The 14,285-nt window shown below is 35.4% G+C and carries 19 protein-coding genes; all 19 read left to right on the top strand.

From position 1 onward, the window contains the following. Nucleotides 1-59 precede the first annotated feature (59 nt). The 19 genes from KKI44_RS05105 (at nucleotide 60) to KKI44_RS05015 (ending at nucleotide 13,840) form a co-directional block, all read left to right on the top strand. Nucleotides 60-1,250 carry an MFS transporter gene (locus KKI44_RS05105; protein ID WP_214590135.1) on the top strand — a complete coding sequence of 397 codons (1,191 nt, stop codon included), beginning with the start codon at nucleotides 60-62 and terminating at the stop codon, nucleotides 1,248-1,250. A 286-nt stretch (nucleotides 1,251-1,536) separates the two neighbouring features. Further along, complete coding sequence (gene tpx / locus KKI44_RS05100; RefSeq protein WP_214590134.1) at nucleotides 1,537-2,034, top strand: thiol peroxidase; 498 nt, start codon at nucleotides 1,537-1,539, stop codon at nucleotides 2,032-2,034. A gap of 120 nt (nucleotides 2,035-2,154) precedes the next feature. Then, a complete protein-coding gene (locus KKI44_RS05095) occupies nucleotides 2,155-3,366 on the top strand; it encodes a DUF763 domain-containing protein (RefSeq protein WP_214590133.1) in 1,212 nt (403 codons plus the stop codon). Between the two features lie 244 nt (nucleotides 3,367-3,610). Beyond that, nucleotides 3,611-4,201, top strand: coding sequence for a Crp/Fnr family transcriptional regulator (locus KKI44_RS05090; RefSeq protein ID WP_214590132.1), 591 nt, complete (start codon nucleotides 3,611-3,613; stop codon nucleotides 4,199-4,201). A 76-nt stretch (nucleotides 4,202-4,277) separates the two neighbouring features. Then, nucleotides 4,278-4,685: a VOC family protein gene (locus KKI44_RS05085; RefSeq protein ID WP_214590131.1), complete on the top strand. Its 408-nt coding sequence runs from the start codon at nucleotides 4,278-4,280 to the stop codon at nucleotides 4,683-4,685. A 343-nt stretch (nucleotides 4,686-5,028) separates the two neighbouring features. Continuing rightward, nucleotides 5,029-5,460: a VOC family protein gene (locus KKI44_RS05080; protein WP_214590130.1), complete on the top strand. Its 432-nt coding sequence runs from the start codon at nucleotides 5,029-5,031 to the stop codon at nucleotides 5,458-5,460. 74 nt (nucleotides 5,461-5,534) lie between these two features. Further along, nucleotides 5,535-5,948 (top strand): SRPBCC family protein, encoded by a 414-nt coding sequence (locus KKI44_RS05075; protein WP_185204943.1) that lies wholly within the window; start codon nucleotides 5,535-5,537, stop codon nucleotides 5,946-5,948. 42 nt (nucleotides 5,949-5,990) lie between these two features. Continuing rightward, nucleotides 5,991-6,227 carry a hypothetical protein gene (locus KKI44_RS05070; RefSeq protein WP_250902164.1) on the top strand — a complete coding sequence of 79 codons (237 nt, stop codon included), beginning with the start codon at nucleotides 5,991-5,993 and terminating at the stop codon, nucleotides 6,225-6,227. Nucleotides 6,228-6,442: 215 nt separating this feature from the next. Continuing rightward, nucleotides 6,443-7,309: a VOC family protein gene (locus tag KKI44_RS05065; protein WP_214590128.1), complete on the top strand. Its 867-nt coding sequence runs from the start codon at nucleotides 6,443-6,445 to the stop codon at nucleotides 7,307-7,309. Between the two features lie 133 nt (nucleotides 7,310-7,442). Further along, a complete protein-coding gene (locus KKI44_RS05060) occupies nucleotides 7,443-8,276 on the top strand; it encodes an SDR family oxidoreductase (RefSeq protein ID WP_214590127.1) in 834 nt (277 codons plus the stop codon). Nucleotides 8,277-8,314: 38 nt separating this feature from the next. Beyond that, a complete protein-coding gene (locus tag KKI44_RS05055) occupies nucleotides 8,315-8,743 on the top strand; it encodes an SRPBCC domain-containing protein (RefSeq protein ID WP_214590126.1) in 429 nt (142 codons plus the stop codon). 17 nt (nucleotides 8,744-8,760) lie between these two features. Beyond that, nucleotides 8,761-9,207 (top strand): SRPBCC family protein, encoded by a 447-nt coding sequence (locus KKI44_RS05050; RefSeq protein WP_214590125.1) that lies wholly within the window; start codon nucleotides 8,761-8,763, stop codon nucleotides 9,205-9,207. A gap of 106 nt (nucleotides 9,208-9,313) precedes the next feature. Then, complete coding sequence (locus KKI44_RS05045; protein ID WP_214590124.1) at nucleotides 9,314-9,772, top strand: hypothetical protein; 459 nt, start codon at nucleotides 9,314-9,316, stop codon at nucleotides 9,770-9,772. Nucleotides 9,773-10,228: 456 nt separating this feature from the next. After that, nucleotides 10,229-10,783, top strand: a complete 555-nt coding sequence (locus KKI44_RS05040; RefSeq protein ID WP_250902163.1) for an RNA polymerase sigma factor — start codon at nucleotides 10,229-10,231, stop codon at nucleotides 10,781-10,783. Nucleotides 10,784-10,796: 13 nt separating this feature from the next. Next, entirely contained in the window at nucleotides 10,797-11,138 is a 342-nt protein-coding gene (locus KKI44_RS05035; protein WP_214590122.1) for a hypothetical protein, read from the top strand. Nucleotides 11,139-11,225: 87 nt separating this feature from the next. Then, nucleotides 11,226-11,498, top strand: a complete 273-nt coding sequence (locus tag KKI44_RS05030; RefSeq protein WP_214590121.1) for a hypothetical protein — start codon at nucleotides 11,226-11,228, stop codon at nucleotides 11,496-11,498. Between the two features lie 14 nt (nucleotides 11,499-11,512). Continuing rightward, entirely contained in the window at nucleotides 11,513-11,656 is a 144-nt protein-coding gene (locus KKI44_RS05025; protein ID WP_214590120.1) for a hypothetical protein, read from the top strand. Nucleotides 11,657-11,797: 141 nt separating this feature from the next. Continuing rightward, entirely contained in the window at nucleotides 11,798-12,760 is a 963-nt protein-coding gene (locus KKI44_RS05020) for a transposase (protein WP_250902065.1), read from the top strand. A gap of 432 nt (nucleotides 12,761-13,192) precedes the next feature. Continuing rightward, nucleotides 13,193-13,840, top strand: a complete 648-nt coding sequence (locus tag KKI44_RS05015) for a J domain-containing protein (protein ID WP_214590119.1) — start codon at nucleotides 13,193-13,195, stop codon at nucleotides 13,838-13,840. Nucleotides 13,841-14,285 lie beyond the last annotated feature (445 nt).

The raw sequence follows: 14,285 nt of genomic DNA, 5'->3' as shown, positions 1-14,285 counted from the left end.
ATTTTCAGGATCTTTTTCCGGAAATCTGGATTTTCAATTGATAATTTTTAACATCAGCAATGGTTACCCTTAAAGAAAAAAACAAATTTATTGCTACAGTTTTGGCATTTGCGGTTATTCCGATGTCCGGACTGGCAACGGATATTTATCTTCCTTCCATGCCGAGTATGGCAACAGAACTGCACCAGACGGAAAGCAATATCCAGCTTACTTTATCCATATTTTTAATCAGTTACGGTCTTACCCAGTTTTTCGCCGGAAGTATTGTGGATTCTTTCGGAAGATATAAAGTTTCCATGATTTCTCTGGCGCTTTTTGTCGCTTCTTTTTTAATTACCGCTACAACGCAGAACATTTTTGTGATCTATGCAATGCGTGTTTTGCAGGGTGTTTTATCGGGTTTCGCAGTCGTTGCCAAAAGAGCTTTTTTTGTAGATGTTTATGAAGGAGAAGAGCGGAAACATTATCTCAGCATCATGACGATTGTATGGTCAGTTGGACCTATTGTTGCACCGTTTATCGGAGGATATCTGCAGAAAAACTTTGGATGGCAGTCAAATTTCTACGTTTTGGCAGGGTACAGTTTGTTATTGCTGATTCTTGAATTTATATTCTCTGGTGAAACATTAAAAAAGAGAAATCCTTTTCATGTGGAATTCCTGATTAAAGAATACAACTCTATGTTCAAAGCTAAAGATTTTTTCTACGGAATGATTATGTGTGGTTTGAGTTACTCGATGATTATGTTTTTTAATCTTTGTGGTTCCTTTATTATTGAGCATAAAATGGGCTATTCCGAAGTTGTGGCAGGATATGTTTCTCTTATTCTCGGTTTTGCATGGATGACGGGCGGATTTTTAGGAAAGGCATTAATTAATAAAGCTTTTTTACCTAAAATAAGAAACGCCAATTTTATTCAGTTGCTTCTGATTGCTGTTATGTTTGCCGCTTCGTATTTCTCCAATAATATTTACAGTCTGGTTGCTTTTGCTTTTTTCATTCACGTAACAGCAGGATTTATTTTCAACAATTATTTTTCCTACTGTATCGGAAGATTTCCCAATTCTGCAGGAATTGCAGGCGGTTTAACGGGTGGAGTAGCCTTCATTATTACTTCAGCATTAAGCTATGGAATTGCCGCTTTCATAAAACCTCAGATTCAGCTTCAGGTTGCGGAAGGTTATTTTATTCTGGGACTTTTAGGTCTGTTTATTTTAAGCATGATTAAATTCAGAAAAGCTCATGCTTAATATTTTTTATTTATTTAAATTTTCCACGACATAGTTTTCATAATAAATCCTCTCATTTTCGGGAGGATTTGTTTTTTACTTTTCATATTTTTAATAGAAAAAGCCCCTTTATAAAAGGAGCTTCTGTTAAGTATATTGTTAACAATTTCGGATACTATTTGAAACCCATTGAATGTAAAAGACCCGTTATTGGTATTTCTTTCCGGTTTAATTATTTTTTAACCATTATTTGATGGGAAAAGTTTTCTTTTTTAGCTAAATTTGAAAAACATTAAAAAAACAAATTATGTCAAGTATTACATTAAAAGGAAATGCAGTAAATACAATAGGAACTTTACCGTCAGTAGGAAGCACAATTAAAGATTTTGCTTTGGTAGATTCAGGGCTTAATGTGAAAACTCTGGAAACTTTCGAAGGAAAGAAGAAAGTATTCAACATTTTCCCAAGTATCGATACCCCGACTTGCGCATCATCTGCAAGAAAATTCAATGAAGAAGCTTCAGCTTTAGAAAATACAGTCGTTATTAATGTATCTAAAGATTTACCTTTTGCTTTGGGAAGATTCTGCGCTGCGGAAGGTCTTAATAATGTAGAAACGCTATCAGATTTCAGAAGCAGTTTTGGAGACGATTACGAAGTAACCATTACAGATTCGCCAATGAAGGGACTTTTAAGCCGTGCTGTCATTGTAGCGGATGAAAACAATAAAGTGGTGTATACAGAGCAGGTATCAGAAATTGCAGATGAACCCGATTATCAGGCTGCATTAGCTGCGTTGAAATAAAAACCGATCCATAAAAAATCGGAGTCCTGCACAGTCTGCAGGACTTTTTCTTTCCTGTTTTCCATAAAATTACTGATCACAATCATTAAAAATTAAAAACATTCCGCTTACATTTACACAATGAAACGTTCCGGAACCGCAGATTTACCCCTTCACTATGGCAAAGTACCGCCGTGGTTGTATGAACGGATGTCGATTCTCGGGCTTTCTATTGTTGAGGTAATTCTCATGGAGTATGGAAAAGACGAAGTTCTCCGTCGACTGGCAGATCCTTTCTGGTTTCAGAGTTTTGGCGCGGTGATGGGAATGGATTGGCATTCTTCAGGAATTACAACTTCGGTAATGGGTGCTTTGAAGCGTTCCATCAATCCAAATTCCCAATCATTGGGGTTGTATATTTGCGGCGGAAAAGGAAAATTTTCCCGCGAAACACCTTCAGAATTACTTCAGATTGCTGATAAAACAGGATTGAACGGAAATGATCTCGTAAAAGCCAGCAAACTTTCGGCAAAAGTGGATAATACGGCAATTCAGGATGGATATCAACTGTATCTGCATAATTTTATTCTGTCGGATAACGGAAACTGGAGCGTTGTTCAGCAGGGAATGCACGAATCGGACGGAACGGCAAGACGCTATCATTGGCATTCGGAGAATATTAAATCCTTTGTGGAAGAGCCTCACACCGGAATAAACGGAATTTCAAGAGGAACTATTTTAAACCTTACAGATGCGGAAGCTTCCGGGAACAGAAAAGGAATTCTGGAAATTTCCCACACCGATTCCGCAGAAATCATGAGCGATTTTTCAAGATTAATTCTTCCTAATCATCACGATGTTCAGGCTTCTGATGTTGATCTGAAACGACTTGGAGCACTTTTATATGTAACCAGAGAACAGCAGCCGCAAAATTTCGAAGATTTGCTCATGCTGGAAGGCGTTGGTCCGCGAACAATGCAGTCTCTGGCTTTGGTAAGCGAAGTCATTCATGGTGCGCCGTCAAGATTCAAAGATCCTGCGAGATTTTCATTCGCCCACGGTGGAAAAGATGGTCATCCGTTTCCGGTTCCTACGAAAGTGTATGATGAAAGTTTGCAGATTTTAAAATCAGGAATCGAAAGATCCAAACTGGGAAATTCAGATAAATTAAAAACGTTAAACAAGCTTCACCAGATTATTGAATCAACTGAAAAAGATTTTACTCCCGATTTTGATATTCGGGAAGTCATTGAAGAAGAAAGACAGAATTCATGGCGGTTTGGAGGAAAAACTGTATTTGGAGATGCCCAGAAACCTTCCAGTCCAAAACCTATACAGCTTTCTCTGTTTTAAATTTTAGATTTGAAAGTTTTTCTTTTTAATAATAGATTTTGTGATTTCAAAAGAATCTACGCAAAGGATTTATAAAGATTGACACTTCTTTGTCATTAATTGTAATTGGTGGACAGATCCGGAATATACTTATTGTAAAGGATTACGCAAAAATAAGCTACCACAAATCATCACTTTGTTTAAGAATTGCTTCATCAGTTCCGGGAAAAATTTTATTTTTAAAACTTTGAAAAACATTTACTTGATGAGCAATAAAGCCTTACAAATCTGCTACGATTTCCCTTTTTTCCTTGATGATGAGCTGGATGAAATATTTCAGGCACATGAAAAAGTTTTTTTTCATAAAGGAGATTTTATACTGAAAGAAGGAAAAACAGCCAACGAATATTATATTCTGGAGAAAGGTCTTGCCCGCTCATTTGTCAACGATTTTAACGGAAATGATGTAACGATTAATTTTTTTGTTGAAAATGAAATCATTATTGAAGTTTCATCTTTATTTCAGAGAATTCCCACTCAGGAAAATATTGTCTGCATTACAGACTGCGAGTGCTGGAAGTTTGATTTTGAAACTTTTCAGGAACTGTTTCATAAAATTCCGAATCTCAGAGAATGGGGGAGAGCATGGATGTCTCAGCAGCTTTTCATTGGTAAACAGCGTTCTGTAGAGATGTTTACCCTTTCCGCAACCAAACGTTATCTCAATCTTTTAGAGCAGAAGCCGCATGTAGTACAGTTTGCTCCCTTAAAGCAGATTGCCTCGTTTCTGGGAATTACAGATACTTCCTTAAGCAGAATCCGTAAAGAGCTGGTTTCCCATCCGAAGAAAATTTAAATCTTGTCTTATGGCAAGTTGATTTTTATTTTAACTTGATAACTTTGAGTATAATTTTAACAGTAAAAACAGCAAAATGAAAATCAATCAGATTTATGTGAATCTTCCGGTGAAAGATGTACAGAAAACAAGAGAATTCTGGACAAAATTAGGCTTCCCAACCAATGATGAAATGTCCAATGACCAATCCGTTTGTATTGTTATGAACGATAATACTTACGTGATGTTTTTAACGGAAGAATTTTTCCAGACTTTTTCAGAAAGACCTGTTCCGAAAGGAGATACAACGCAGGTTTTGGTTGCCATCAGTTTAGATACCCGTGAACAGGTAGATCAGATGGTAAATACTGCTGTGGCGAATGGTGCAACACAGCATGAAGAACCGCAGGATTACGGATGGATGTATCACAATTCCTTTTGGGATATCAACGGACATGGCTGGAATGTAATGTTTGCAGATCCGTCCCAAATGCCTAAAGAGTAAAATTTAAATCAATACCATTAATTCTTACATAAATTTTAGTAAAAAAAATTTGTGCGGATATTTCTTTGTTATTTTTAACGGAAATTCTCTTGAATGATCTGATATTAAAAAAATGATAAAATAGATTCTCCCTTCGTGAGAATGATAAATTATCCGTTTGATGAAAACACTAATCAAAAAAAACTCTACACAAATTCCACAAATAGTATTAGTGGTATTCATAAAAAATATTAGAGCTATTTGTGTTTAAAATATTAATACACAAATTCCACAAATATTATTCGTGGTATTCGTGAAAAAATTAGTGCTATCTGTGTTTAACTAAAAAAAAATAAAAAAAATCATGGCTAAATTAAATCCTTACTTAAATTTTGATGGAAAAGCAGAAGAAGCTTTCAATTTTTACAAATCCGTTTTCGGCGGGGAATTCGTTGGTGAAATTTACAGAATGGGCAATGCTCCCGGAACTGAACATTTATCGGATGAAGAGAAAAACAGGGTAATGCATATTGCACTTCCGATAGGCGGAGATTTACTGATGGCATCAGACATCGTTCCAAGTTTCGGACAAAAACTGAATGTGGGAAATAACAATTACGTTTCTGTTTTTCCGGATTCCAGAGATGAGGCCGACAGAATTTTCAAAGGGCTTTCTGAAGACGGAAATGTGGAAATGCCCATTGAAGACCAGTTCTGGGGCGATTATTTCGGAAGCTTTCAGGATAAATATGGTGTACACTGGATGATTAATTATAACGAAGAATACGTAAAATAGACTTATCTTTAAACTAATTATATTGAAAGGGCAACTGAACTTTGGTTGCCTTTTACACCTTTAAAAATAATATTATGGAACCAATTCACATCGATATTACAATTCTGGCACCTGTTCAGAAAGTCTGGGACTATTACAACGGTCCGGAGCATATTACCAAATGGAATTTTGCCCACGAATCCTGGGAATGTCCGAGTTCAGAAAACGATCTCAGAGTCGGAGGACAGTTCAAAAACAGGATGGAAGCCAAAGATAAAAGCTTTGGATTCGATTTTGTGGGAACTTATGATGAAGTGATACCGTATGAGAAGATCAGATATCACATGGAAGACGGAAGAAAAGCAGAGATAACTTTTGATAAGATGGATGAAAATACAACCAGCGTACAGATTATTTTCGATCCGGAAACACAGAATCCCGTAGAAATGCAGAGAGAAGGATGGTATGCAATTCTGAACAATTTTCATAAGTATGTAGAAAACAATTAAGAAAGATTTTTAATTTTCAGAATCATGATCAATTTAGTGATAATGGCAAAATGTTTAAGTTCCATTTGCGCGGTGAGTCATGTAGTTAACGGAACTTTTTTACAGGGAATTCTTGCCGCTCCTGCCCGAAGAGCTCTGGCAAAGGAAAAGATTGATTCTCTTGAAAAACTTTCAGAGTATTCTGAAAAGGAAATCCTGCAGCTTCACGGTTTCGGAAAAAGTACAATGTACAAACTCAAAGCCTATATGCAGGAAAACAATGTTTCCTTTAAAAATTGATATAGAACACAAACTGCACCAATATCTGCATACATTTTCATTATAAATTTTGATTAAATGCTTTGATAAGCTCAGCATGACATGCATCAGTTATATTGCTAAATAAACTGTTGGTATCAGAGATGCCAAGCTGAACCTTTCGAATCATTTGTGATTATTCGTGAAAAACATTTGAAGCTATTGGTGTTCAAAGCAAAAAAATAAAATTTAAAAATATGAACAACACTATTTTCCCGTGTCTCTGGTATGACGGAGACGCAAAAGAATCCGCAGAATTCTACTGCAGAATATTTAACGGAAAAATTACCGCAGATACTCCGATGGTGATGAATATCGAGCTTTTCGGTCAGAAAATGATGATGCTGAATGGCGGTCCTCATTTCAAAAAAAATGCATCGGTTTCGTTTATGGTGATTTGCGAAACGGAAGATGAGGTGCAAAAGTATTGGGACGGGTTATTGGAAGGCGGAATTGCTTTAATGCCTCTGGATTCTTATTCCTGGAGCAAAAAATATGGCTGGCTGAAAGATAAATATGATGTAACGTGGCAAATCTTTTTAGGTGAAAAACAAACTGAACAGAAAATAATTCCTACCTTAATGTTTATTCATGAAAATAACGGAAAAGCAATGGAAGCGATGGAATTGTACACTAAAGTTTTCCCGAATTCTAAAATCGGAAATATTTTAAGATATGGCTATGGAAGCGAAGGACATCCTGCTCCTGAACCGGCAGAAAATATTCAGCATGCCCATTTTGAAATTGATGGATACAGTTTCTTCTGTATGGATAATTCTTACGATCATCAGTTCGATTTCAATGAAGGAATTTCTATGGTCGTAATGACAGATGATCAGGAACAAACCGATCATTATTGGAATGCTTTAACGGCAGATGGAGGAAGAGAAAGTATGTGTGGCTGGCTGAAAGATAAATTTGGTTTGAGCTGGCAGATTGTTCCCAAAAGATTGCTGGAACTGATGAACGGATCAGATCCGGTAAAAGGTCAGCAAGTATTTCAGGCGATGATGGGAATGCACAAAATTGTTATTCAGGATCTGGAAGATGCCTATAATTCTTAGGATTCGATTGAAGAAGGAAGCAGGGAGGTTTGAAGCTTTTTAACCGTTACAAAACTTTCTGCTTATATTCTTCAACGTCATAATTTTTCCGTTTCGGCTTGCTGTTTGATGGGTATTCATAAAAGATTTGCTTATGAAGACACAGAACAAGTCAGACTCAAAGTCAAAAGTTCCTGAAGAAGGGGTATTTCCTGAAATCATCCGTGAAAATTATAAAGGAAGCGATAGACTAAAGGGTAAAAAAGCCTTAATTTCAGGTGGAGACAGCGGAATCGGACAGGCGGTTGCGGTTCATTTTGCGAGAGAAGGAGCAGATGTTGTGATTATTTACAAAGAAAGTGATGACGATGCAAAAGAAACTCAGAATCTCGTAGAAAAAGAAGGGCGGAAATGTATTCTGATGAAAGGAGACGTCTCCGAAAAGTCCTTCAGAAAAAAATGCATGGATTCGCTTAAAAAAGACTGGAAAACCTTAGATATTCTTGTAAACAATGCAGGTATTCAGTTTCCGGAAAATGATATTAAAAATATTTCTGATGAGCAGATTCTCGAAACTTTTAATGTCAACATTATTTCTATGATTGCTCTCACCAGAGATCTTTTAACCCTGATGAAAAAAGGGAGCCGGATTATCTGTACCACTTCAGTAACGGCATACCGAGGAAGCGATCATCTGATTGATTATTCCGCTACGAAGGGTGCTATCGCAACTTTTATCCGTTCTCTGGCAACCAATATCGCAGAGAAAGGGATTTTAGTCAACGGCGTTGCTCCCGGTCCGATCTGGACTCCTCTTGTGAAGGAAACTTTCGACGATCTCTCAACCTTTGGAAAAGATAACCCGTTAAAACGTGCAGGACAGCCATCGGAAGTTGCTCCGGCTTATGTTTTTCTGGCTTCGGAAGATTCCAGTTTTATAACGGGAGAAATTATTCACATTAACGGCGGAGATTTCGTAGGCGGGTAACATCGTATTTAAAATAACAGCTAGTTTATATATTTTTTATGGAAAAATTACATTTTGATATTCAGATCAATGCTGAGCCGGAAAAAGTATGGAGTGTGCTCTGGGATGATTTTTCTTTCAGACAATGGACTTCTGCATTCAGAGAAGGTTCTTTTTATCAGGGAAATTTAAAAGAAAATGAAATTATTAAATTTCTGGATCCTCAGAACAACGGGATGTTCAGCAAAATTGTGAAGCTTGTTCCCAATGAAGAGATTACCTTTCAGCATCTTGGCGAAATTTATAATGGCGTTGAAACACCGCAGAACTTTAAAAGTGGGACAGAAAATTATATTTTAACAGAAAACGAAAATACAACGCATCTTACCGTTGAAATTCAGACTTCAGAAGAGTTTAAAAGCTTTTTCGAAGAAAATTTCTCCAATGCACTTTCCAATGTGAAGCATTTATCTGAAAATCAGTTTTAAAATTGAATAAAAACATTATGGAAACTTTATCGTATGAAATTATCATTAACGCTCCGAAAGAAAAAATATGGGACGTTTTGTGGAATGAACACACCTACAGTGAGTGGACGAAATTTTTTAATCCAAATTCGGCTTCTTTTATGAAATCCGACTGGAAAGTAAACGGGAAAACCTATTTTACAAATGCAGAAGGAGCAGGAATGGTTTCTACAATAGACAGTTTGGAAAAGCCTGATCAGATTGTTTTCAAACATTTGGGAATGCGAGATGAAGCAGGTAACGAAGATACAGAAAGCATGGAGGTGAAACAGTGGAGCGGCTGCTTTGAAAAATATTTTTTAATCGATTTTGATGGCAAAACAAAACTTCATGCCGAAGTTCAGACTGAAAAAGATTGGGAAGAGCATATGAATACAGGCTTTACAAAAGGTCTGCAAATTGTAAAAGAACTTGCTGAAAAATAATTATTTTCTACGATTTGCACTTATTTTAAACTATATTTATAGTTGATAAAATTACTATTAATCATAGTGTAAATCTTTGTATCTACTGGAAACAAAAAGACATCTTATGAAATTGCTGACCATTCTTTTTACCACATTTATTTTAGCTTTATTGGCAACCAGAATTTTTCAGGGAGACTGGAATTTTGTGTTTTCCGGAAATCTGGGAATGGCTGTTTTCATCATATTTACAGGATTTTCTCATTTTAAATTTCAAAAGGGAATGGCAATGATGATTCCGGATTTTATCCCGGCAAAACTATTTTGGGTATACATAACAGGAATTATTGAGATTGCAGCCGGAATCGGATTGATGATTCCTTCCATTCGTGAACTGACTGCTGTTTTACTGATTGTTTTTTATGTTTTGGTTTTCGTTGCGAATATCAATTCTTCCCGAAAAAAAATCAATATTTTTAAAGCGGATTTCACTGGTCCCGGAATGAATTATCTGTATAAAAAAAGAATTCCGATGCAGATTATTTTGATTGTCTGGACTTGGTACTTCGGAATTTATCTGAATTAAAACTTATCATTCAAAATACAAACGGAAGGCTTAGCTTTTCGTTTTTTTGTTTAAATACAAATTAGGACATATATCTTTTAAAAATTTCATACTTAACCTGAGTTTTGGATAAGTCTTCTTAAACGCAAGGTTAAACAAAGAGATTCAATTATCAGGAATTTAGCTTTAAGATATACAAAGGCGTAAAACTTATCAAAATAATACTATTTTGTTTTTCTTTGCGATAAATTAATATAATGCGATAAATCAATTATTTAAATTTATTTCTTATCCCGAACTTAGGTTACATAATAATAGGATTTGTGTTATTAGCGAAAAAAAGTTTGCTTTATTCATGTTTCAAAATACGGATGAATAAAACAAAATCTTAATTTCTCAAAAATTATTTTAAATTTATTAAAGTAAAACAAAATTTTCAATCGTCATAGCAATATGGAGATTGTCGAAAAAATAACAATGCCACAGAAGGAGAAGGAAAATATCATCTCGCAGACCGTTTCAAAGTACGGAGGAAAGCTGATGTCGTACATTCGTCCGAAAGTGAAAAATACGGAGGATGCGGAAGATATTCTGCAGGAAGTGTGGTATCAGTTCAGTAGTCTTACCAATCTTTCTGAGATTGTGAATGTTGGCGGTTGGCTGTACAGAGTAACGGCAAATAAAATCACGGACAAATACCGCAAGAAGAAAACCGAGAATCTTGAAGATTTCGTGTATGAAGATGAAGACGGAGATTTTTCCATCAAAGATATTCTGCTGATGGATGAAAGTGCAGGCCCCGAAATTAAAATGTTTCAGGACGAGATCTGGAAAAAGCTTTTTGAAGCTCTGGATGAACTGCCGGAAAAACAAAGACTCGTCTATGTGGAAAATGAACTTAATGACAAAACCCTTCAGGAAATTGCGGATGAGCATGGTGAAAACATTAAAACGATTATTAGCCGTAAAAATTACGCCGTCAAACATTTAAGAAACAGATTGAGAAAATTATACGAAGATTTAAACAGTTAGTAAATAAAAAGATATGAATCATAAACATAAAAAAGGCTGGATTTTTCTGATTCTTTGTCCGCCATTGATTTTTTTAGGCGTTACATGGATCGTGATGGCGCTCTGGAATTGCCTTCTCCCTGAAATTTTGGGTGTAAAATCCATTACTTTCTGGCAGGCAATGGGAATTCTGATTTTAAGTAAGATTCTTTTCGGAGGATTTCATTTCGGAAAAGGAATGAGGGATTTTAAAGAAAAGAAGATGAGAGAAAAAATGATGCATCTTACTCCCGAAGAAAGAGAGAAATTCAAAGAAGTGTGGAGGGACAAATGTTCAGCAGGTTTTTTCAACAGGCACAACAGAACAAACGAATAAATAAAAATTTAGAAGTAGTAAAGTAAATTCAGCATTTATTCGTCTATATAAAAAACAAAAAGTAGTAAAATTTAAAATTTTGAAAAAATGAAAAATTCAGTATTAAAAGGCGCTTTAGCTGCTTTAGCCGTAGTAGGAGTTGCAGCAGTTGTTAAAAAAGCAGCGCAGAGAAAAAGATTTGTAAAGGGTATTTTTGAGGAATACGGAATCAAAGAAAAATCTCCTTTCGGATTGGCGGATAAAATCAGAGAAATGAATGATGAGCAATATCAGGAGCTGAAAGGAAAGTTTAAAAAAGAATTCGCTTCAAGATGCCGCCACAGAGGTTTCGAAAGAAAAGAAAACGTTGCAGAAGCATAATAAAAGTAACTAAATTGAAATTGTTTAATTCCGGCTCGGGAAGCGAAGCTTCCCGAGCCGGAATTTTTTACAGTCATTGCGATGAGCGAAGCGAAAAAGCAATCTCGGAAAATAGGGTTTCGGTTCAGGCGGCGAAGCCGCCTGAACCGAAACATTAAAAAGATTTAAACAAGCAAGCTTGAAATATTTGGCATAATACTGAAAAATAGTTGGTAGAATTCTATCAAAACCTCATTGTTAGGCTGCTTGGAGGAAGTTTTATGAAACGTGTTTCATAAAACTTTTTCTTTGTCTGAAAAATGGCAAAAAAACGTTGTTGGTCTTGTTCAAGCCTGGAGGTAATTCGTTGGGGAAAACAAGGGGGAAAGCAAAGATTTAAATGTAAAAATTGCGGGATTTTATTTACTCAAAACAGAACGGAGCAGAGAATTAAAAATCGTTTTATCTGGTTCAAAAAATGGGTATTGGAAAGGCAGACCTACAAAACGCTTTGCAGAGACAGCGGTTATTCGAAAGATACTTTGCAGAAAACATTTTATACCATTTTAGAGCAGTCTCCTACCTTAAAGATCATCAAACGGGAAAAGGTGAATTTAAGAATGGATGCAACTTATTTTGCTCAGTTCTGTTTAATTGCTTATCAGGATGATTTTGATGGATATACACAGCTTATCCGTTTTACCGATGGAGAACATTATGAAGAAATCAGGGAAGATTTAAACAATCTTTTACGGCTGGGCGTAAAGCTGGAAAGCATTACTACAGATGGACATAAAAGCGTTTTGAAAGCCATAAATAAATCTGATGGAGACATCATTACTCAGAGATGTCTGGTTCATATTCAGAGAATGTGCCTGATCTGGCTCACAAAGTTTCCTAAACACATTGCCGGTCAGGAACTTCGAAAACACGTTTTATTATTACTGAAAATTAAAACACAAAACGATAAAATCTGGTGGAAAAATGAACTCAACGACTGGTATTTGAGACATCAGGATTATATTAATGAAAAAACAATTAATCTTGAAACCGAAAGATACTGGTATACCCACAAGCTTATCAGACGATCGTATTTTACTATAAAACGGGCATTGCCCAATATGTTTCATTATCTGGAAAATCCCAATATTCCTAAAACAACCAATGGTATTGAGGGATATTTCAGCCATTTAAAAAATCATCTCGACCTGCACAGAGGTCTCACATTGAAAAACCGAATCAATTTCATCAAATGGTATATTTATTTTTCTAACGAAAAATAGAGTTTTTTTAGCCATAAGGTTCATCCGATAATAAACGAAAAGGTGAGGGAAACCTCACCTTAAAACTATCGTTTTGAACATTAATCCTATTGCTGAAAAGTTGATCTCCACCAGTGCTTTTGTCCTCTTCGGATTAACATCCATAATTTATTAAAATATATCCTGAATTTCACCAACTATTTTTCAGTACATTACCAAATATTTTGATAAATGTTCTAAGATGGCGTTCCTACGGAACGCCGAACGTCCTCTTAATATGATTTCTACACAGATAAAACTCCAAAGAGTCTTTAGCAATTTTACTTTATACGACTGTTTGTTTTAAAGAAAAAAATTAAAAGCATAACATAAAATTATTCAGGCTATTTATGAAATTATTCGTGCCATTTGCGTTTAAAAAAGAAAATAAATTCACTATTTTTGCATAGCTTAATGAAAGATTACTACTATTTTCTCGGGATTTCTCACGATGCTTCGGAAGAAGACATCAAAAAAGCGTATAGAAAACTATCTTTAAAATATCACCCTGATAAAAATGATAACGATGATTTTTTCGCAGACCGGTTCCGTGAAATTCAGGAAGCTTATGAAACATTGAGTGATAAAAGCAGAAGACATTCTTACGATCAAAATTTAGAAAGTCATCAGAAAAGCTTCAGGTATAATATTCCGCCGTCCATTAAGACTTTTACGGCAAACAAAATTCATGCGAAAAAAGGGGAGGAGATCATTATCAATTGGCAGACTCAAAATGCGGATGTGGTGAAAGTGTTACCTTTCGGACTGGAAAAACCTTATGGAGAAAGAGTTTTCAAAATAACGGAATTTAAAGACGGAAAATTCCAGATTTTGCTTCACGCTACGAATTCACTACTGCACAAAACAGCCGTTCAGGGAATTACGATTACCGAAGTTTTTGAAAACAATTCGGAAAAATTTAAAGATAAGGCAGAGGAATTATTTAAGTCACAGCCAAGAACTGTTGCAAATCCTCACGGACAGCCAAAAATCGCGAGAATTATTATTGGGTTGGTCTTATTAATTCTGGCAGTCTATTTCCTGTTAAAAAGCTTTAATTAAGCCATTTTTTTTCTTCCCGGACACTTCTTGCATCTTTTTCCCTTTTTAAATTTTTTGCAGCATGATTTCTTGTCGCCGCAATACATTTCTTCTGTATTCATTGAAAAAGCAGGAGCTAATGGAGCTACTTTGAAAGGAACGATCATATTCATGATGCAAATATATTAATTTAGAATAAATCCAGATAATAAATTTGACAAAAAATTAATGATATATATCAAAGAGATTAAAATGGTTAGCAATAATGACTAATAAAAAAGGACAAACATCAAATGTCTGTCCTTAAAAGTGACCGCAGAAGGACTACACCTAACTAATCTGCTTTAATGTATTAAAACTTAAAAACCTCTATGAATGCTTTGTTTATAGAGGTTTTAATTATTTTAAATTTAAGTTAATTAAAATAGCTTTCAAAATTTGGGCACAAATTTGGGCGCACATTTAG

Origin of the sequence: Chryseobacterium sp. ZHDP1, assembly GCF_018603435.1 — a bacterium.
Classification (GTDB): domain Bacteria; phylum Bacteroidota; class Bacteroidia; order Flavobacteriales; family Weeksellaceae; genus Chryseobacterium; species Chryseobacterium indicum.
Note: the sequence above shows the minus strand (reverse complement) of the source record. Positions and strands in the feature narration are given on the sequence as shown.